The sequence below is a fragment of the Oceanobacillus halotolerans genome (genome assembly GCF_010993955.1).
Lineage (GTDB): Bacteria > Bacillota > Bacilli > Bacillales > Amphibacillaceae > Oceanibacillus_A > Oceanibacillus_A halotolerans.
The window spans coordinates 239415-260752 of the sequence record NZ_WIXL01000002.1 but is presented as its reverse complement, the minus strand read 5'-3'; the positions used below and the strand labels follow the sequence as shown (position 1 = coordinate 260752).

At 35.2% G+C, this 21338-nt stretch carries 21 protein-coding genes and 1 other annotated feature; of the genes, 19 read left to right on the top strand and 2 right to left on the bottom strand.

Annotated features, from left to right (window positions below; translation table 11 throughout):
- Positions 1–60 precede the first annotated feature (60 nt).
- The 17 genes from GHC26_RS04300 (at position 61) to GHC26_RS04220 (ending at position 18857) form a co-directional block, all read left to right on the top strand.
- A complete protein-coding gene (locus GHC26_RS04300) occupies positions 61–2202 on the top strand; it encodes an HD family phosphohydrolase (RefSeq protein WP_163970034.1) in 2142 nt (713 codons plus the stop codon).
- A complete protein-coding gene (gene ybeY, locus GHC26_RS04295; RefSeq protein WP_163970033.1) occupies positions 2202–2666 on the top strand; it encodes an rRNA maturation RNase YbeY in 465 nt (154 codons plus the stop codon). The genes GHC26_RS04300 and ybeY overlap by 1 nt, the downstream gene beginning before the upstream one ends.
- The gene (locus GHC26_RS04290; RefSeq protein WP_226376844.1) at positions 2656–3033 is read left to right on the top strand and encodes a diacylglycerol kinase family protein; all 378 of its coding nucleotides are present in this window, start codon (positions 2656–2658) and stop codon (positions 3031–3033) included. The genes ybeY and GHC26_RS04290 overlap by 11 nt, the downstream gene beginning before the upstream one ends.
- Before the next feature lie 301 nt (positions 3034–3334).
- A complete protein-coding gene (era, locus tag GHC26_RS04285) occupies positions 3335–4237 on the top strand; it encodes a GTPase Era (RefSeq protein WP_163970031.1) in 903 nt (300 codons plus the stop codon).
- A gap of 97 nt (positions 4238–4334) precedes the next feature.
- A complete protein-coding gene (locus tag GHC26_RS04280) occupies positions 4335–4484 on the top strand; it encodes a YqzL family protein (protein ID WP_163970030.1) in 150 nt (49 codons plus the stop codon).
- A gap of 38 nt (positions 4485–4522) precedes the next feature.
- Positions 4523–5266 carry a DNA repair protein RecO gene (gene recO, locus GHC26_RS04275; RefSeq protein ID WP_163970029.1) on the top strand — a complete coding sequence of 248 codons (744 nt, stop codon included), beginning with the start codon at positions 4523–4525 and terminating at the stop codon, positions 5264–5266.
- Between the two features lie 63 nt (positions 5267–5329).
- Positions 5330–5503, top strand: a binding site (T-box leader).
- A gap of 349 nt (positions 5504–5852) precedes the next feature.
- The gene (glyQ, locus tag GHC26_RS04270) at positions 5853–6728 is read left to right on the top strand and encodes a glycine--tRNA ligase subunit alpha (protein ID WP_163970028.1); all 876 of its coding nucleotides are present in this window, start codon (positions 5853–5855) and stop codon (positions 6726–6728) included.
- A 2-nt stretch (positions 6729–6730) separates the two neighbouring features.
- Positions 6731–8818: a glycine--tRNA ligase subunit beta gene (gene glyS / locus GHC26_RS04265; protein WP_163970027.1), complete on the top strand. Its 2088-nt coding sequence runs from the start codon at positions 6731–6733 to the stop codon at positions 8816–8818.
- Between the two features lie 105 nt (positions 8819–8923).
- On the top strand, positions 8924–9553 hold the full coding sequence (locus GHC26_RS04260) for a helix-turn-helix transcriptional regulator (RefSeq protein WP_163970026.1): 630 nt from the start codon (positions 8924–8926) through the stop codon (positions 9551–9553).
- A gap of 20 nt (positions 9554–9573) precedes the next feature.
- On the top strand, positions 9574–10380 hold the full coding sequence (locus tag GHC26_RS04255) for a pyruvate, water dikinase regulatory protein (RefSeq protein ID WP_163970025.1): 807 nt from the start codon (positions 9574–9576) through the stop codon (positions 10378–10380).
- Between the two features lie 536 nt (positions 10381–10916).
- Positions 10917–12731 (top strand): DNA primase, encoded by a 1815-nt coding sequence (gene dnaG / locus GHC26_RS04250; protein ID WP_163970024.1) that lies wholly within the window; start codon positions 10917–10919, stop codon positions 12729–12731.
- 31 nt (positions 12732–12762) lie between these two features.
- Positions 12763–13884: an RNA polymerase sigma factor RpoD gene (gene rpoD / locus GHC26_RS04245; protein ID WP_163970023.1), complete on the top strand. Its 1122-nt coding sequence runs from the start codon at positions 12763–12765 to the stop codon at positions 13882–13884.
- Positions 13885–14264: 380 nt separating this feature from the next.
- The gene (gene cccA / locus GHC26_RS04240; RefSeq protein ID WP_163970022.1) at positions 14265–14645 is read left to right on the top strand and encodes a cytochrome c550; all 381 of its coding nucleotides are present in this window, start codon (positions 14265–14267) and stop codon (positions 14643–14645) included.
- A 98-nt stretch (positions 14646–14743) separates the two neighbouring features.
- Positions 14744–15460 carry a tRNA (adenine(22)-N(1))-methyltransferase gene (locus GHC26_RS04235; protein WP_163970021.1) on the top strand — a complete coding sequence of 239 codons (717 nt, stop codon included), beginning with the start codon at positions 14744–14746 and terminating at the stop codon, positions 15458–15460.
- Positions 15441–16550, top strand: coding sequence for a Nif3-like dinuclear metal center hexameric protein (locus GHC26_RS04230; protein ID WP_163970020.1), 1110 nt, complete (start codon positions 15441–15443; stop codon positions 16548–16550). The genes GHC26_RS04235 and GHC26_RS04230 overlap by 20 nt, the downstream gene beginning before the upstream one ends.
- 48 nt (positions 16551–16598) lie before the next feature.
- On the top strand, positions 16599–17912 hold the full coding sequence (locus GHC26_RS04225; RefSeq protein ID WP_163970019.1) for a DEAD/DEAH box helicase: 1314 nt from the start codon (positions 16599–16601) through the stop codon (positions 17910–17912).
- 51 nt (positions 17913–17963) lie between these two features.
- On the top strand, positions 17964–18857 hold the full coding sequence (locus GHC26_RS04220; RefSeq protein WP_163970018.1) for a deoxyribonuclease IV: 894 nt from the start codon (positions 17964–17966) through the stop codon (positions 18855–18857).
- Between the two features lie 39 nt (positions 18858–18896).
- Here the strand turns inward: GHC26_RS04220 and GHC26_RS04215 are convergent, their stop codons facing one another.
- Positions 18897–19181 (bottom strand): DUF2624 domain-containing protein, encoded by a 285-nt coding sequence (locus GHC26_RS04215; protein ID WP_163970017.1) that lies wholly within the window; start codon positions 19179–19181, stop codon positions 18897–18899.
- Between the two features lie 180 nt (positions 19182–19361).
- Between GHC26_RS04215 and GHC26_RS04210 the strand changes: the two genes are divergently transcribed.
- Positions 19362–19778: a DUF4190 domain-containing protein gene (locus tag GHC26_RS04210; RefSeq protein ID WP_163970016.1), complete on the top strand. Its 417-nt coding sequence runs from the start codon at positions 19362–19364 to the stop codon at positions 19776–19778.
- Between the two features lie 168 nt (positions 19779–19946).
- Here GHC26_RS04210 and GHC26_RS04205 read toward each other — a convergent pair whose 3' ends face one another.
- The gene (locus GHC26_RS04205) at positions 19947–20300 is read right to left on the bottom strand and encodes a hypothetical protein (RefSeq protein WP_163970015.1); all 354 of its coding nucleotides are present in this window, start codon (positions 20298–20300) and stop codon (positions 19947–19949) included.
- Positions 20301–20379: 79 nt separating this feature from the next.
- Here GHC26_RS04205 and GHC26_RS04200 point away from each other — a divergent pair, with 79 nt between their 5' ends.
- Positions 20380–21018 carry an NfeD family protein gene (locus tag GHC26_RS04200; RefSeq protein WP_163970014.1) on the top strand — a complete coding sequence of 213 codons (639 nt, stop codon included), beginning with the start codon at positions 20380–20382 and terminating at the stop codon, positions 21016–21018.
- Positions 21019–21338 lie beyond the last annotated feature (320 nt).

Sequence of the window (21338 nt, the reverse complement as noted above, 5' to 3'; positions counted from 1 at the left end):
AAGACCCTAAGATGATGGGTCTTATTTCTATATATATGCCTTTTCTTTGGGGGGAAACGAATGAAAAAATACATAAGAAACGTTAGAAATTGGATCAGAGACCGTGAATTTAGTAAATTTTTTATATGGATACCAGTTATTGTTCTAGGTATTTTTTTCTTTCTAGTCACCATGAACAATGTATCAACAGAAACCTATGAGATTGAACGCTTTACTAGTGCAAAGGAAACGATTTATTCCCCAATTACCATTGAAAATGAACAGGAAACAGAGCGAAAAACAAGGGAAACGGTTCAAGCTGTAGAGGATCGATTTACTATATCTGAGGAGATTACGACAGAACAAATTGAATATGTTAGTGAAGTATTCGATGCCATCAATACAATGGAAAATGAAGATATAATAAATGAAGATAACCTACAAAAAGAGGATATAGAAAGCCTCTCTAATCAAGATAAAGTAGAATTATTGAAGGAGATGTTGTCAGAAGAAATAACAGATAACGTTAATGATGGTGTATTTTATCAACTATTGGGCTCAACAGAAAGTGAGCGAGAAGAAGGAAAAGAATTATTACTATCGTCATTAACGACTGTCTTTGAAAATGGAGTTCGAACGGAAAATATCGAAAGTGCGCGAAATAATGTACAACAGCAAATTAAATATTCAACTCTAGATCCAAACATAAAAGAATCTTTAACGGAATTAAGTGAATTTGCAATTGTCGAAAACTCCTTTTTTGATGTGGAAAAAACAATGGATGCTCGTAAAGAAGCAGCAAGTAATGTAGATCCAGTCCTCATACGTGCTGGAGAGGTAATTATTCGAGAAGGTCAAACTATTACGAATGAAGTATATGAAAAGTTAGAGTTAGTAGGCTTACTCAATACCGAGCGAAATGTGTTTCCGATTATTGGCTTACTGTTATTGATTGGATTGACCACTAGTGTTATCGGGTATGAGATTATGCGATTGGCTAAGAAAAAACAACTAGATAAACGGAAAGTAATAGCTATTTTATTAATCAGTTTTGTCGTCATCTCATTGATGAAAATTGTTAGCCTATACACAACACAAGTTAATCAACTCTTTTTCGTTGTACCAGCAGCAACAGGTGCATTACTTTTAAAACAATTAATCCATGAGCGTCTAGCCATTGTATTAGCTAGTCTATATGCTATTTTAGGAAGCATTATTTTTAATGAAGCTATACCAGAAGCTTTTAATATAGAAGCAGGGATTTATTTCTTCTTCTCACAAATTGCAGGAATTATTTTCCTTAGAAATGTGAGAGATAGATTATCAATTGTCCGATCTGGGATAGGCATGTCAATTGCTAATATATTAACCGTACTACTATTTATATTCTTATCTTTTGAGAAATATACGTGGATTGATGCCTTAATTCACTCTGGCTTTGCTCTTGCTGCGGCTTTTCTTTCGGCCGTATTAACAATTGGATTATTGCCTTTTTTTGAAACAGGTTTAGGAATTCTATCTGATATTAAATTACTTTCATTATCTAACCCTAACCAACCTTTATTGCGAAAAATATTAACGGAAGCACCTGGAACTTATCATCACTCTGTAATGGTAGCGAATTTAAGTGAAACAGCCTGTGAGGCAATTGGGGCAAATGGGTTATTAGCAAGAGTAGGAGCTTATTATCATGATATTGGGAAGACGGTAAGACCACAATATTTTATTGAAAATCAAATGGCAATAAAAAACCCACATGATGTAATGGCACCAAGTCAAAGTGCTGAAATTATTATTGCCCATCCTTATGATGGAGCTGACATGTTACGAAAATACAAATTACCACAGGAAATTATTGATATAGCAGAGGAGCACCATGGAAAAACATTGTTAAAGTATTTTTATTATAAAGAGAAAGAAACTAATCCAAACGTGAAAGAATCAGATTATCGCTATCCAGGACCAAAGCCTCAAACAAAAGAAGCAGCTATTGTATGTATTTGCGATTCAATTGAGGCTGCAGTAAGATCATTACAAGAGCCAACAGAAGAGAAAATAGAGGAAATTGTTTCATCTATTGTGAATGATCGGTTAATGGATGGCCAATTGGATGAAAGTCCATTAACATTAATGGAGATAAAAAACATACAAGTAGCTGTCTGTGAAACATTAAAGGGTATATTCCATTCACGAATTCAGTATCCTGCCAAGGAGGCAAACTAATGAATGTCGATTTTCATGATCAAACAAACACGATAGAGTCTGATTACGTTGATTTACTAAAACGTGTATTACACTTTACAGCTGAAAAAGAGGATGTTTCATCTAATGCAGAGCTGTCTGTTACACTTGTAACCAATAATGAAATCCAAACAATTAACCGGGATTATCGCGGGAAGGATAAACCAACAGATGTCATTTCATTTGCATTGGAGGAACAGGTTGAGGAAGAAGTAACCATTAAAGGTGCGGAAATACCAGTAGCTTTAGGGGATATTATTATTTCTGTTGAAAAAGCAAAGGAACAGGCAACCGATTATGGTCATAGCTTTAAGAGGGAATTAGCTTTTTTAGCGGTACATGGTTTTCTACATTTACTCGGTTATGACCATATGACAGAGGATGAAGAAAAACAAATGTTTCAAAAACAAGAAACGATTTTAGGTGAATTTGGCATTGAACGATAAAGATAAAAAAACAAAAAAAGGCTTTGGTTTTTCCTATGCCATCGAAGGACTTATAACCATGTCCAAAACGGAACGTAATTTTCAAGTTCACTTAATAATGGCCACTCTAGCAGTCATAACTGGATTCTATACGGGGATAACCAGACTTGAGTGGGCATTACTTGTATTTGCAATAGGTCTTGTACTGATTGTAGAGATTGTCAATACCGCAATTGAAAAATTAATTGATTATCTTAAACCAGAGATACATCCAATCGCAAAATTTATAAAAGATATTTCTGCTGCTAGTGTTTTACTAGCAGCAATTACAGCAATTTTTATTGGGATTTTTCTTTTTGGCCCCAAACTACTTCACCTATTCCTTTAAACCCATATGACAGATGGGTTTCTTTTGTAAGGTAGGCTGTTTTCTAAAATACTGTTGCTTTTTCAAGTATAAATATTAATGCATAGTTGATAAGATGCGACGTTAAAACAACAAAGAATATAAAAAGGGCTTTCTAAAAGACAGCTACAGAAAGTATTGATAGCTAGGTGAGGACTATTTCACAATCTACGTCAAGAAATGTAAAAAAACAAGAACTTTTTACAGCTTTTGTCGATTATATGAAACAACAAATTTTTTGTAGTATCATAGAATAAAAATAACTGCTTCGGAGGATTCAACAATGGAGACAAATTTTAAATCAGGCTTTATTGCCATTATTGGACGACCAAATGTTGGTAAATCCACATTTTTAAATCACGTAATTGGTCAAAAAATTGCTATCATGAGTGATAAGGCGCAAACAACACGTAATAAAATTCAAGGTGTATTAACGGAAGATCATGCACAAATGGTGTTTATTGATACACCAGGGATCCATAAACCAAAACACCAATTAGGTGACTTTATGGTGAAGGTTGCAGAGAACACATTAAACGAAGTAGATGCGATTTTGTTTATGATTAATGCGAAAGAAGGGTATGGTAAAGGGGATCAATTTATATTAGATCGCTTAAAACAGGTGAAGCGACCAGTATACTTAATTATTAATAAAATTGATTTAGTTCATCCTGATGATCTCCTTCCCTTAATTGACCAATACAAAGATAAGCATGATTTTAAAGAAATTGTTCCAATATCCGCACTAGAAGGCAATAATGTTAGTCATTTATTAGATGTCATTCGTGAACATCTGCCAGAGGGTCCACAATATTATCCTAGTGATCAAGTAACAGATCATCCTGAGCGGTTTATTATTACAGAATTAATTCGAGAAAAAGTATTGCAGCTAACAAGAGAAGAAATTCCACACTCGATTGCAGTTGTGTTAGAAAATATGGAAGAAAGGGAAAAAAATGCTATTTTTATTCAAGCAACGATTATTACAGAACGGAAAACACAAAAAGGGATTTTAATTGGAAAACAAGGTTCGATGCTAAAAAATATTGGAAAAAGTGCCAGAAAAGATATTGAGGCACTTCTTGGTTCAAAGGTCTATTTAGAGCTATGGGTGAAGGTACAAAAGGATTGGCGTAATAAAGAAACACAACTACGGGAGTATGGGTATCGAAATGATGAGTATTAGATATGGAAAATTTTTTAACTAATGGATTTATCGGATGTGTGTCAACCTATGAATACGTTACATTCTCAAAATCAGACATAGAAAGGTGGGGTTTCTTGTGATCGACTTTACGTGGAAAGTATTTAGTCAAACAGGAAACATTGAAACCTATTTATTGTTAAAAGAATTAGAAAAGGATGGAATAAATAGTAGTAAAGAAGAGCTAGAACAACATGAAGATGGCTCAACAGTTGATACCAAAATGTAACCAATTAAAATTGTATAAATAGGGATAGGTGAAACTGTGTGTTAGAGAAATTAGAAGGCATTATTATCAAAACACAGAATTATGGGGAAACACACAAAATTGTTACATTATTTACGAAAAAGCTTGGTAAGATTTCAGGTATAGCAAGGGGAGCAAAAAAGCCAAAAAGCCGAATGGCTGCTGTTACGCAGCCATTCATATATGGAGAATTTCTCGTATATGTCCAATCAGGTTTAAGCACGATGCAACAAGGAGAGGTTATTCAGTCATTACGTGCCATTAGGGAAGATATTATAAAAACTGCTTATGCCGCTTACATCATTGAATTAACGGATAAACTATTGGAAAGTCGAGAACCAGATGGATATCTTTATGATCAATTGTTTCAAACATTAACTTGGATTGCGGACAATGAGGAAAGTGAAGTACCGATGATGATGTATGAGCTAAAGATGTATCAAAAAGGAGGGTTTGCCCCAACAGTAGATCATTGTGTGAATTGTGGCAAAAAAGCTTCCTCCTATACGTTTTCTATTGCAGAAGGCGGACTATTATGTGAGAGGTGTCAGTATCTAGACCCACAATCAAGAGATGTATCACCAGTTATCCCAAAACTTTTACAGCTATTTCTAAATGTAGGGTTAGAACAAGTTGGGAATATATCAGTAAAAGAAGAGAACCGAACAAAATTACGTACTTTATTAGATGCTTATTATGATCAATATGGAGGTTATTATATAAAGTCAAGGAAGTTCCTGCAACAATTGGACAAGCTTATGTAAAATGTGTTTCAATTGACATGAGCTAGATGATTGACGTATGATTTGTACATATTTTGGATAATTAATGTTGCGGTGAAGGAGAGTAGTACTTACTAGAAGTTATTCATAGCGAGTCCAGGAGGGTGAAAGCTGGATAATAATCAGTAAGGAATGGCACTCTGGAGCATTAATAATAAAGAGGCTTGTGTATACAAGCAAATAGGGTGGAACCGCGGGAAAAACAAACCCGTCCCTATGCCTAGAAAGGATACTAGGCATAGGGACGGGTTTTAATGTTTTATATAATAGACTATTTCAGCGGACTATGTTGTTTTCTCACCATCGGAGTTGATATAAACTGCAACGGAACATAGTGTAGGTATGATTTCCACTCCGGATTGTTGTTTTTCTCATTCAATGATTAGTTGAGTGCTTTGATACGTTCCAGCAGAATACTCCGCTTTCACCATGGAGACAAGTGCGACATCTATCATCTGTAAGCTAAAACTTACCCACTTTAAATAAGATGTGGAAAGCAACAATCGACTTAAAAACAGTCATATGATAAAAACAGCAGCAATTCAATATAAACAGGAGGTATCATAAGATGAATATTCAAGAAATGATTTTAACCTTACAAACATACTGGTCGAAGCAAAACTGTATTTTAATGCAGGCGTATGATGTCGAAAAGGGTGCAGGAACAATGTCTCCTATGACATTACTTCGAAGTTTAGGTCCTGAACCATGGAATGTAGCATATGTAGAGCCATCCAGAAGGCCAGCTGATGGTAGATATGGACAAAATCCTAATCGGCTATACCAACATCATCAGTTCCAAGTTATCATGAAGCCTTCTCCAAATAATATACAAGAACTATATTTAGATTCTTTAAAAGCATTAGGGATTGATCCACTAAAGCATGATATCCGTTTTGTTGAGGATAACTGGGAAAACCCGACACTAGGCGCTGCCGGTTTAGGTTGGGAAGTATGGTTAGATGGGATGGAAATAACCCAATTTACTTACTTTCAACAAATTGGTGGGTTAGAAGCGAATCCTGTTACAGTAGAGTTGACATATGGTATAGAACGCTTAGCATCCTATATACAAGATAAAGATAATGTGTTTGAGTTAGAGTGGACGGATGGCGTAACCGTTCATGATATCTTTTTCCAACCAGAGTATGAACATTCAACGTATACATTTGAAGAATCTAATACAGAAATGTTATTTCAACAATTTGCGATGTATGAAAAAGAGGCTAAAGAAACAATGGAAAAGGGATTAGTCTTCCCAGCCTACGATTATGTTTTAAAATGTTCTCATACCTTTAATTTATTGGACGCAAAGGGAGTTATTTCGGTTACAGAAAGAACTGGATATATTGGAAGAATACGTAATTTAGCTCGGAGTATCGCAAAAACCTATGTAGCCGAACGTGAAAGACTAGGATTTCCAATGCTAAAAGAGGAGGATTAGAGATGACAAAAAATATACTATTTGAAATAGGATTAGAAGAACTACCAGCACGTTTTGTTGATGATGCACAAAAACAATTAGAAGAAAAAACAAAGACATGGCTAGATGAATTGCGTGTTGATTATGATTCTGTTATATCTTTTTCAACACCTAGGAGATTAGCTGTAATGATACAAGCTGTCGCAGAAAAACAACAAACCATAGAAGAAGAAATAAAGGGTCCAGCCGTTAAAATTGCTAAAGATGATGAAGGTAATTGGACAAAGGCAGCAATTGGGTTTACAAAAGGGCAAGGAAAATCAACAGAAGATATTTACACAAAAGAAATAAAAGGAACACCTTATATTTTTGTGAAAAAGAAAATTGTTGGAAAAGAAACCTCCGAGTTGCTGCCAGCCTTTGATAACGTCATTAAAAATTTAACATTTCCAAAGAATATGCGATGGGCCAAAGAAACATTACGTTATGCACGTCCAATTCGATGGATGGTTGCGTTATATGAGGATGAAATAATTCCACTTGAGGTAACAAACGTAAAGTCTAGTAATGTTACCTATGGTCATCGTTTTCTAGGAGAATCGATAACGATAACAAATCCAGAACAATATGTTGATATGTTACGGCAAAACTACGTCATTGTTGACCCAAATGAACGAGAAAAATATATTGAAGAACAGCTACATGACATGGAAAAAGAGAAAGATATACACATTCCCGTTGATCCGGGATTACTAAATGAAGTACGCAACTTAGTGGAATACCCTACTGTTTTTATTGGCTCTTTCCAATCTTCCTTCTTAACATTACCATCTGATGTCTTAATCACATCAATGAAGGAACATCAACGGTATTTCCCTGTTCGTAGTCATGAAGGAGAATTACTAGCACATTTTGTTGGTGTTCGTAATGGGGATGATACAGCAATTGACACTGTTATTAAAGGGAATGAAAAAGTGTTACACGCACGGCTATCTGATGCACAATTTTTCTTTGAAGAAGATCAAAAACACTCTATAGATCATTATTTACAAAAACTAGAGAAGGTCGTTTTCCAAGATAAGCTTGGAACCATTAGCAATAAGGTAAAACGTGTGGTACATTTAACAGAACATTTCGCTCGTTTATTAAAGGCGGATACGAACACAGAAAAGGTTGCTACGCGTGCTGCAGAAATCTGTAAGTTTGATTTAACAACAAACATGGTCAATGAATTTACGGAGTTACAAGGAATCATTGGAGAAACATATGCACTAAAATTTGGGGAGAATGAACGTGTTGCTAAAGCTGTTCGTGAGCACTATTTACCAGTGCAAGCGAGTGATAGTGTACCAACATCAGTAGAAGGTGCTTTTGTTAGTATTGCAGATAAATTAGATACCATTGTCGGTTGTATTTCCGTTGGGTTACTACCAACTGGTTCACAAGATCCACATGGTTTGAGGAGACAAGCAATTGGTATTCTTAAAATTATGCATGAAAAAGGGTGGCAAATATCCCTTGAGTCCTTACTAGACATAGCGTATGACCTCTATCAAACATTGGATATTAAACAGAATTCGTTTGATCAAGTTAAAGAAGATATAAATGGATTCTTTCGACTTCGTATGACATATATGCTAAAAGAACTAGCAGTGGAACAAGATGTGATTGATGCGGTATTACATCAAGAAATCGGAGTTATTAGTTATACCATCGAAAAGGCGCGCTTGTTATCAAAAAAACGCCATGATGAACAATATAAGTTTTACCAGGAATCATTCGTGAGGATCTTGAAACTATCAAAAGCGGATAATCCTACTAAGGTAGACGAGTCCATTTTTGAAACAAGTTCAGAAAAAGAATTATATAGGATGTATGATATTGCTAAAGAGGCATATCAAAAGGCAAAAGAAAATCAGGATGCATTAGATGCTTTAAATCAGCTAGATAAATTAGCACAGCCTATCCATGAGTTTTTTGAAAATAACATGGTTATGGCAAAGGACGAAACGATAAGAAATAATCGACAATCACTCGTTACATTGATCGCACAATTAATTTATGACTTTGCAGATTTAGCTGCCATTGAATGGAAACAACAGCAACTTTAATGACCGTGAAGGAGTTAACTGTATAACAAAATTTCCCTTTTCACTCTATTTAGTATATAATATTTATAAATAGTAGGGCACATTGTTTTCGTAGGTGGTGGAAAAGTGGAATTATCAAATAGACAAGAAAAAATATTGAGCATTGTTAAAGAACATGGCCCGATAACAGGAGAGAATATAGCAGAAAAGCTTGACTTAACACGTGCAACATTACGGCCGGATTTAGCTATCTTAACAATGGCAGGCTTTTTAGATGCACGGCCGCGTGTGGGGTATTTTTTCACAGGTAAAACAGGAACCGAACTATTAACGGAAAAGATAAAACAATATCAAATCCATGAATTTCAATCTGTACCGGTTGTTGTAAAAGAAGATACTTCTGTATATGATGCGATTTCGACAATGTTTTTGGAGGATGTTGGTACGTTATTTGTTGTCGATCAGCATGCTTGTCTAACAGGTGTATTGTCTCGAAAAGATTTATTAAGAGCCAGTATTGGTTCCCAAGATCTAAATGCTGTCCCCGTCCATATCATTATGACTAGAATGCCAAATATTACAGTTTGTCGAAAAGATGATTTATTGATTGATGTTGCCAAACAATTAATTGTTAAACAAATTGATGGAATTCCAGTAATTAAGGATACAGCCAATGGTTTAGAAGTAATTGGACGCATTACAAAAACAACGATTACAAAAGTTTTTGTTGAATTAGTTACAGAAGATCGTATATAGGATAAGAGAGGAGCTTAAACATGGTTCAAAAACCACTTGTTTATGTTATATCTGATTCTGTTGGTGAGACGGCTGAACTAGTTATTAAAGCAGGGTTAAGTCAGTTTAATCATAGTGATTATAAAATTCAACGTATCCCCTATGTGGAAGATAAACAAACAATTGATGATACGCTACAAATAGCAAAAGAAAACCAAGCAATTGTTGGATTCACATTAGTCGATCCCACTTTAAGACAGCATACCAATGAACAAGCAGGTAAATTAAACATTGAAGCAATCGATATTATGGGTCCAATGATGGATGCAATGGAACGGGTGTTTGAAAAAGATCCAAGGTTAGAACCTGGTTTAGTACATAAATTAGATGAAGACTATTTCAAGCGGGTAGAAGCAATTGAATTTGCAGTAAAATACGATGATGGCCGTGACCCAAGAGGAATAGCAAGAGCCGATATTATACTAATCGGTGTGTCAAGAACGTCTAAAACGCCACTATCACAATACTTAGCACACAAGCGATTAAAGGTTGCAAATGTTCCAATTGTCCCAGAAGTCGATCCACCAGAAGAGTTATACGAAGTTGACCCAGCAAAATGTATAGGGCTAAAAATAAACGCACAGAAACTGAATAATATAAGAAAAGAGAGATTAAAAGCATTAGGACTTGGAGACCAAGCAACCTATGCGAATTTGTCTAGAATCCACCAAGAGTTAGATTATTTTGATCAAGTGGTGGAGAAGATTGGCTGTCAAGTTGTAGATGTTTCGCATAAAGCAGTTGAAGAGACTGCAAATATTATTTTACAACTAATCAATAAGCATTAAGTATAAAAGAAAGAAATGCTCATACGTATCTAGACATGGAGGAAAACATTCTGCAGAAACAGAGGCAGAATGTTTTCTTATGCCTAAATCATCAAAAAAACCTTAAAAAATTAAAAAAATCTATAGCAATTTATAAAATATTGTATTATAATTAATATTTGTGTAAAAATAGAATAATAATTCGATATAGGTCCTTTTTCGGTGAGTAAGTCAGATATTCAGAAAAATAAAACATTGAGAAATAAGAAGGAATCTGCCGACAACGTGTAGAAATAATGTACCATTAGGATAGTTTACACTAGAACTTCTATTTATAAACTCACATTCCATAAAGGAGGTTTACGGGTAGATATCCTGGGTACAATGGGTAGTGATTTGCCATTTGTGGATAACCTGTAAATTCAAGATGATAATCCTTCTAAGTCTCAGCAATATGTTAGAAGGAAATTTTTTTCGCATAATAAAAAAATTTGTCGAATGACGAAGGATTTTATTTCGTTCGTCACGAATATTAAGAGTGAAGTATGGTGGTTCTTGTGTCAAATCAAATACCAGAAGATGTCATATCCGAAATCCGACAATCAACTGATATTGTTGATGTGATCGGGGAATATGTACAACTTAAAAAGCAGGGGCGGAATTACTTTGGTCTGTGTCCGTTTCATGGGGAAAAAACACCGTCTTTCTCTGTGACTCAGGAGAAGCAAATTTTTCGTTGCTTTGGGTGTGGCAAAGGCGGAAATGTAGTTACATTTCTAATGGAAATAGAAGATTTTTCTTTCCAGGAAGCAATACGATATCTGGCCGAACGTAATGGAATTGAGTTACCTGAGACAGCCTTAAATACAGAAAATTCCCTTTCAGAGGAAAACCAAGACATATTATCGGCATATGAATGGTTAACAAAGCTATATCACCATCTATTACGATATACAAAAGATGGGAAGGAAGGGTATCAATATTTTAATGAAAGAGGTATCACAGATGATATCATTGATAAATTCCAGTTAGGATATGCGCCAAATGTAAATGACTTTACAACTGAATTCTTAAAGAAAAAAGGATACCAAGCGCAAACCTTAGTAAAAGCTGGTTTTCTTTCATTACATGATGATGGGCATGTAACAGATCGGTTTCGTGGTCGGGTAGTTTTTCCGATACGCAACCATTTAGGAAAAACGGTAGGATTCGGCGGCCGTACAATACATGACCAGGAACCAAAATACTTAAATAGTTCTGAGAGTGATTTATTTCAAAAAGGAAAAATGCTCTATAACTTTGATTTAGCAAAAAAACATATCCGTAAATTGAATGAAGTCGTTTTATTTGAAGGATATATGGATACGATTTCAGCCTATCAAGCAGGTGTGAAAAATGGTGTTGCGACACTAGGTACTTCACTTACGGAAATGCAGGCAAAGCTGCTAAAACGTTATGTTGATACTGTTATAATTTGTTACGATGCTGACAAGCCTGGAATAGAGGCAACATATAAAGCGGCTGTCCTACTGAGACAAGTTGGATGTCAGGTGAAAGTTGCAAATTTAAAAGATGGAATGGATCCAGATAGTTATATTAATACCTATGGTCCAGATGCCTTTCAACATGAAGTGATAAAAGCAAGTCATACATTTATGAGTTTTTACATGCGATATTTTAAAAGAGACTATAACCTTAGTCTCGAAGGAGATCGCATTAACTATATAGAAAAGATTCTACAACAGCTTGCAACGATTGAAAGTCCCATTGAACGAGAATATTATATGAAAGTATTGCATGATGAATATCATGTATCAATGGAAACATTAAAGGAAGAATTAGAAGCGTATCGTCAAAAGTTAGGTACTAAAAAGGATAAGCGTAACAGGGAACGAAATACTAATAAAAAAACAGCAACATACGCTTCCAAGAAATTATTGCCAGCATTTCATAATGCAGAAAGAATGTTAATTGCCTATTTGTTACAGGATTCATCGATTGTAGATAAAGTACAAGAAGAAATTGGGGCATCATTTAATATTGATGAACATAAAATTATTGTCACGCATTTATATGCGTTTTATGAAGAAGGCAATCCGCCAGATGTCAGTTTGTTTATTGAATGGTTAACAGATACACACATCAAACAAGTAGTGGCAGAGATTGCAATGACTTCTCTACAAGAAGATATTAATGATAAGGAACTTAATGATTACATTCGACTAATCAAAACACAAAATAGTGATATGGTCCATTTGGAATCATTAAAAGAAGAGCAGAGAATAGCTGAGCAGCAGAATGATCCAATAAGAGCGGCACAAATTGCCATGAAAATTATTGATATCCATAAACAATTAAGTAAATCAAATTGAGAGAAAATGTAGTCTGGAAGGAGGGGGACTCATGGCTGAAAAGAAACCTTCACAAACGAAGGAAAATGCAAATGAGCTAACACTCGAACAAGTAAAAGATCAATTACTTGAAATTGGCAAAAAACGAGGTGTTTTAGCATATGAAGAAATTGCAGACCGGTTATCTAGCTTTGAAATAGAATCCGATCAAATGGATGAGTATTATGAGTACCTAAACGAACAAGGTGTAGAAGTAATAGGTGAATCAGAAGAAGATCCAAGTATGCAACAAATTGCAAAAGAAGAAGAGTTTGATTTAAATGACTTAAGCGTACCATTAGGTATTAAAATAAATGATCCAGTCCGTATGTATTTGAAGGAAATAGGACGAGTTGATTTATTGTCTGCTGCAGAGGAAATAGAGTTAGCTAAACGAATTGAAAATGATGAGGAAGAGGCAAAAAGGCGTTTGGCTGAAGCGAACTTACGTTTAGTAGTTAGTATTGCGAAACGCTATGTAGGTCGTGGGATGCTCTTTTTGGATTTAATCCAAGAAGGAAATATGGGGCTTATTAAAGCTGTTGAGAAGTTTGATTATCGAAAAGGATATAAATTTAGTACGTATGCGACTTGGTGGATTCGCCAAGCAATAACTAGGGCAATTGCAGATCAAGCTAGAACAATTCGGATTCCAGTTCATATGGTGGAAACAATAAACAAGTTGATTCGAGTTCAACGTCAATTACTACAAGAGTTTGGACGTGAACCAACACCAGAAGAAATTGGTAAAGAAATGGATTTATCACCAGATAAGGTTCGAGACATCCTAAAAATTGCACAAGAACCAGTTTCTCTTGAAACACCAATCGGAGAAGAAGATGACTCCCATTTAGGAGATTTTATTGAAGACCAAGAGGCTGTGTCTCCATCAGATCATGCTGCATATGAATTACTTAAAGAACAGTTAGAAGATGTGTTGGATACACTGACAGATCGAGAAGAAAATGTTCTCCGTCTTCGTTTTGGCCTTGATGACGGCCGCACACGTACACTAGAAGAAGTTGGTAAAGTGTTTGGCGTAACGCGTGAACGTATCCGTCAGATCGAAGCAAAAGCTTTACGAAAGTTAAGACACCCAAGTCGTAGTAAACGATTAAAGGATTTCCTTGAATAGGAATGGATGATCTAAAAATCCGTTTATGATTAACGTTTGTTTTATTTGTCATTAGCACAATAGATGATTGTCGGGATTAGTTGAGAAGGTAACGCTGTCATATTACCCTTTTCAACGACTCCCAAATCGTCATACGTTTTTTGTTGGCGTTTTCATTTCTTGCTATCTATTTTACGCAAATTCTGCTTGTTTTGCAAATTGGTTTTGAAGATTTTTATCATCTTCCTCATTTATAAAGACGATGAGCCTTATGCCACTACAGTTTCGTATTGTTGAATAATATTCACATCTTATTGCTTTAAACTAATTGTAATTTCGAGTAAAATAGATATAGCTTTTCAACAAAATAGAATATGGGGATTACATAAGGAGGAAACATAATGAAGAGAAATCCAGTCATACCATATGCAATTATTGCGTTAATAGGAATTCTTCTAGTTATTGGTGTTTCATTCATAGGGTTGGATCAGCGTGATACCCTTCAAAATGAAGAAGAAGGCGGAGCAGAGCAACAGGATGATGCACAAGAAGGAGAAACTGCTGATGATCCAGAAGCAATTTACGAAAGCAATTGTGCTAGCTGTCATGGTGGTGACCTATCGGGTGGTGGAGGACCAGCTTTGACAGAAGTTGGAAGCAATCGATCAAAAGATGAAATTCAAGATATTATTATTAATGGTACTGATGGAGGAATGCCAGCAGGTATGGCTACAAATGAAGAGGCAGAAGTACTTGCAGATTGGCTTTCCGAAATGAAATAATAAACGTATACGAATGGAGTAAGCTTTCTGATATCATGCAGAAAGCTTTTCTTTTATCGCGATAAGATGTTGCTGACAAATAAAGGAGATTGCAAATAATGGAGATAAAGCTATCTAATCGGTTAAAAAAGGTGGCATCTTTTTTACCTAAGGGTGCTATTTTTGCGGATATCGGATCAGATCATGCCTACTTACCCTGCTATGTATGTTTAAGTGACGATACAGCAAGAGCAATTGCTGGAGAAGTAAAGGTGGGTCCACTCCAAAGTGCTAAAGAAACGGTCGAATCACTTCAATTAACACACAAAGTTGATGTACGCCTTGGAAATGGTCTAGAAGTAATTCAAAAAAAAGATGGTATTGAGCAAATTGTGATTGCAGGAATGGGTGGAAGTCTGATTAACACTATACTAGAGAAAGGACAGCAGCAATTACAATCTGTAAATCGAATTATTGCACAACCAAATATTGATGCTCGAACATTAAGGAAGTGCTTTGGAAGGCTCCAATTTCAGATTACAGATGAAGCCATTCTAGAGGAAAATGGGCATATTTACGAAATAATTGTAGCGGATCGTAAGGCAGATTCATATCTTCCAACGTTATCGGAGAAAGAACTACTTTTTGGTCCTATCCTATTAAAAGAAAGGTCAACTCCGTTTTATGATAAATGGCATCAGGAAAAACAAAAATATGACTATATTCTCCGGCAATTGAAAAATGCAAAGTACCCCGACAAAAATAAAACAAGCGAATTTGAAAAAGAAAGGAAATGGATAGAGGAGGTATTGTCAAATGTCAAAAGAAGTACGTAGTGGCGATATATTTCAATTAATCGAAAAATGGGCTCCGAAACATTTTGCCTATGATTGGGATAATGTTGGGTTACAGGTTGGATCTTACAACAAACATGTTAACAAAGTAATGATTACATTAGATGTAACAGAGAAGATAGTCGATGAAGCAATCCAGGCTAAGGTGGATGTAATTATTGCACATCACCCATTACTCTTTAAACCTCTTAAACAAATGAATGTACATACACCACAGGGCCGTATTCTTCGGAAGTTATTACAGCATGACATTACGGTTTATGCTGCCCATACGAATTTAGATATTGCTTCAGGTGGTGTTAATGATATGTTAGCTCGAACACTTGGAATTGAATCAACTGAAGTACTAGTCGAAACGCATGTTGAAAATTTGTTTAAGATTTCTGTGTTTGTCCCTACTAGCCATGCAGATGCTGTTCAAAATGCATTAGGTAAAGCAGGAGCAGGATTTATTGGGAATTATAGTCACTGTACATTTCAAACAGAGGGCCAAGGTACCTTTATGCCGCAAGAAGGTACTGATCCATTTATTGGTGCAAAAAATGAATTAGCTCGAGTAGATGAGATCAAAATAGAAACAATCATACCAGAAGACAAGTTATCCACAGTTATTAAAGAAATGGTGAAGGCTCACCCTTACGAAGAAGCAGCTTATGATATATATCCATTAGCTAATAAAGGAAAGCGTCATGGCCTTGGGCGAATTGGATCATTGAACCAAACCATAACATTACGAGCATTTTGTGAAGAGATAAAAGAAAGATTAGATATAAATCATTTGCGAGTAACTGGTGATTTAGATCAACAGGTTCAAAAGATTGCCGTTTTAGGTGGTAGTGGAGAGAAGTATTTTTCCAAAGCATATCAAAAAGGCGCCGATGTCTATATCACTGGTGATATGACATTTCATTCTGCCCAAGATGCTTGGAACTTAGGGATATCTGTTGTTGATCCTGGTCACCATATTGAAAAGGTAATGAAACAAGGTGTCAAGGAATACTTAGATGAGCACTTTGGTGAGGTAGACGTTTTAGTTTCAGAAATTGATACTGATCCATTTCAGTTTATGTAAATTAACAATAGATAAATTGTTAGAATTACCAAAAGGAGTATTTTCATCATGACAAATAATCAATTCGAGCAGTTTTCATTTCAATCACATATAATGGACGTTATTAAAAAGTTAGAATTCCATAAACCTACGGACATACAGAATCAAATTATTCCAGCTATTCTTAAAGGAGAAAGTGTTATTGGACAGTCCCATACTGGATCTGGCAAAACACATGCTTATTTACTACCATTGTTTGATAACTTAAATAGTTCCAGAAGAGAGGTACAATTTGTCATTACAGCTCCAACTCGTGAATTGGCTATGCAAATTTATGATGAAGTAAAAAAAATAATTCAATTTGCCGGAAAAGGTAATGAATGGAAGGCGAAGTTATTAGTTGGTGGGACAGATAAACAAAAAATGACAGAAAAATTGAAACAACCACCACATATTGTCGTTGGTACACCTGGTAGAATTTTAGATATGGTTAAAGAAGATGTCTTATCAATTTATACTGCCAAATCTTTTGTAGTTGACGAAGCTGATCTAATGTTAGATATGGGTTTTATAGAGGATATTGACCAACTATTGATTCGATGCCGAACAGATATACAACTGCATGTCTTTTCTGCAACAATTCCACAACGATTAGAACATTTCTTTCGTAAATATTTAGAAAATCCATATCATGTAAAAATAGACGACCAGTTATCTCCAGAAACTATGGAACACCGATTAATTCCAGTGCGACACCGTGAAATAGCTGATATCATTATGGAGATTACCAAAGCCATTCATCCATATTTAGCCATTATTTTTACAAATGGGAAAGAACAAGCTAATCAATTGACTGACCAGTTACTACAAAAAGGGTTAGATGTTGGTATTATACATGGCGGATTAAGCCCTAGGGAGCGAAAAAGAGCATTAAAAGACATCCAACAGCTACGTTACCAATACATTGTTGCAACAGACTTAGCTGCTAGGGGAATCGACATTAAAGGTGTAAGTCATGTGATAAATGCACAATTGCCGAAAGAGGAAGATTTTTACATTCATCGAGTAGGGCGTACTGCAAGAGCAGGAATGGAAGGAACTGCTGTTAGTCTGTATCAAGATACGGATCTTCCGTTGATTGAAAAATTAGAGAAAAAAGGACTTTCGTTTACATTTTATGATGTCAAAAAAGGAGAATGGGTTGTTTCTAAACCTTATAATGAACGGAAGATGCGAACAAAGGTGTCAACAAATGTAGACCGAGAAGCATGGAAAAGAGTAAAGAAAAAGAAGAAAGTTAAACCTGGATATAAGAAAAAAATGAAAAGACAGCAGGAGACCATTAAAAAGCAAATGATCAAGAAAAATAAATACAAAAAATAAATATGAATGCTATAATAAGGTGAAATTATTTCCTTGGGAGAGGTGTTATAATTGGTAAAAATTGGATCACATGTGTCATTGAAAGGGAAAAAGATGCTTCTCGGATCAAGTGAAGAAGCAGCTTCATATGGCGCAAATACATTTATGATTTATACTGGTGCACCACAAAATACACGTAGAAAGCCAATTGAAGAGTTAAATATTAATGCGGGTATGGAACATATGAATGAAAATGGAATTGATAATATTGTTGTGCATGCACCGTATATTATAAATATCGGGAACACTGTAAAAACCGAAACATTTGAACTAGGGGTTAATTTTTTACGTAATGAAATGGATCGCACTGTTGCATTAGGTGCTAAGCAAATTGTCTTACACCCTGGGGCACATGTTGGGGCTGGTCAGGAAGCGGGGATTAAAAAAATAATTGAAGGTCTAAATGAAGTCCTTGAAAAAGACCGTAACGTCCAAATTGCATTAGAAACAATGGCTGGAAAAGGATCAGAAATTGGACGTAGTTTTGATGAGTTAGCAAAAATTATTGATGGTGTTACACATAATGAAAAGTTATCTATTTGTTTAGATACATGTCATGTTCATGATGCTGGCTATAATATTGTTGAAGATTTTGATGGTGTGTTAAATGAGTTTGACAAAATCATTGGAATCGATCGACTTAAAGTGGTTCACGTCAATGATAGTAAAAATGAAAGAGGCGCTCAAAAAGACCGTCACGAAAATATTGGTTTTGGCTACATCGGCTTTGAGGCATTGCATGGTGTAATTTATCATCCGCAGTTAAAGGATTTGCCAAAGATTTTAGAAACTCCTTATGTTGGAGAAGATAAGAAAAATAAAAAACCTCCATATAAGTATGAGATTCAAATGATTAAAGATGGTTCGTTCATACAAGGTTTAAAGGAGACCATTGTAAATCAGTAAAGGTGGGAACATGCTTTCGCGCAATATTCCCACCAGTACTTATTTAAGTAAATGCTCTAGCCCGTATGACTTGATAATCTCAAAAAAGAGCTTCTGTGCTTTTTTTGCAGTTTGAATATCAGTGATACGGGCTAGTTCTTTAAGCATTTGAGCACGTTCATTAGGATCAAATGGATCTATGCTGTGTTGCTTTAAATAGGTTGCAATTGCTTTTGCCTCTTGCTGATTTATATGGAAATCATATTTTTTGCTGTATTCCAATATTTCCTTTACGGAAAGCGTCTTTGCCTTTTTGTTAATCATTTCCTTCACAAACTGTGACATGGTGCAATTCCCCTTTACATATATACTGTTACACTATATGCAACAGGATCAATAAAGTAAACTTGACCATTATCTTTGTTAATTTTAACCAAAAATTTACCAACATCTAACGTAAGTAAAATAGTGTAGCAAGCCATAAACTAATAATGCACCTCGAAAAGGAAAGAGAGGTTTTGCTTTATGGCTGACGAAAAAAATCACCATCATAATGTAGAGGAAGCACCCAATCACGGTGAGGAAGAAAATAAAGATATTATTACAACGGATTTAGAAGATCATCAACTTGAAGATATAGATCCTCATAGTACACGAAATGAAGAAATTGCTGCAGAGTTAACTGCAGATGACTATGAAGGTACACTTGAAAGAGAAGAGAACGAAACAGAAACGGATACGCAAGTAAATAGTGCTGTTGGCTGGTTTGCCCTTGTACTATCACTTGTTTCCTTTTTCTTTATGCCTATTATATTAGGTGGAGCAGGGATTATTTTAGGGTTTATTTCCAGAAATCGAGGTGCAGAGACGTTAGGAAATACGGCGATTATAGCTGGTGCTATTTCCATTTTAATTACCATGTTTGTACTTCCATTTGTCTAAAACAAAATTAATCCTTTTTTTAGGCTGACGCTACTTGTCAGCCTTTTTTTTAGATTAGGAAAGCATAAAATTTTTAGCTAAGAAGTGGATTCGACGTGGCTAAAATTTTAATGTCCCAAGTATAAGAAAAACGAACACATTCGTAAGGTCGAGCGAATGCAAGTTTTTCTAATCGTTGGTATATGGTGGATCTGTGGTATGATATTGTGGGAAGAAATAATAGGTGTTTGGTGATAAATGATGCGGATCAGCATTTGGATTTAATTCATGGAAATCAGCCATAATGGTACCAATGTCCACCGTTTCCAACGACTTATTATGAATCTGATCGATAACAGATAAAACTGTATCCCCACTTGATACTTTTACCTTTAAGATCGTGTAATCTGCTCTTTCTTCAGGTATAGAACTAGGAGTTGTGTTTTCTTCACTGGACATGTTCGGTATTTCTCTTTGTAAGTCCTTATATATACTCATAATGAATAGTATAATAACAATATATATTCCTATTCGTTTGAACATTCTAGGAACTCCTTTTCGGAAAAATGAAACATATGCGATATATCATTCGTATAAATATGGAAAGTGAGTGTGATAAAAAGTGGAAATTTTTACATCGGATTGGGTTGCTTTTATTATTACAGGATTAGGAACGTTATTTTTACTTGGTGAGATTGTTGTAAATATGCGTGGATTATTTGCAATTTTAGGCATTGGATTTATGACAGTATATTTTACTGTTTATTTAGAAACAAGCTCCCTTATGTTGATGCTTATTATTTACTTTGTCGGATTATTACTAATAGTTGTAGATGGAAAATTGGTCAATGATGGCACATTGGCTACGTTAGGTATCGCGAGTATGATTTTGGCTGTAGCACTACCTGCACCTAACTTTTTTGCTGGAATGTATGCCGTAATGGGTGTTTTAATTGGTGCTGGATGTTCACTACTCTTTTTAAAGGTATTTAAACGAAGGGACATGTGGTCTAAAATGACGCTAATGGATCGCCTCACAAAAGAGGATGGATATAATTCCATGAATGAAACGTATGAAACCTTGCTACATGAAAAAGGGATAACAGTTAGTGATATGCGTCCTGTTGGTACAATTCGTGTAAATAATAAACAGTATAGTGCTATTTCAAATGGTCAATGGATTCCACATAATACCCAAATACGGGTTGTATATGTAGATGGGACGAAAATTCAAGTTGAAAGAATAGAAGAAGAGAGGTAAGCTGTAAAAAGCTTTATTCTGGATGTAATTGGCAAGCGGACTAGGAACGCCACGTCCTGTGCGTCGAACCCCCACTGAATGAGTTCACTTTATATAGAAGAAATAAAAGGAAAAGATAATCTTCATGAAAAGTACCTGATTCATGACTATTATCTTTTTTTCTTGAAATAAATAAAGTATGTAGTATTAAAGAAATGTAAACAAAAAATGTGTATCCGAACTACTTTTGTAAATTTAATGTTAAGAATTCTATATATATATTTACAAAAGGCTTTTCATAATGAATAATGAGACTTGACAATTTTCAACATAAAATGAAG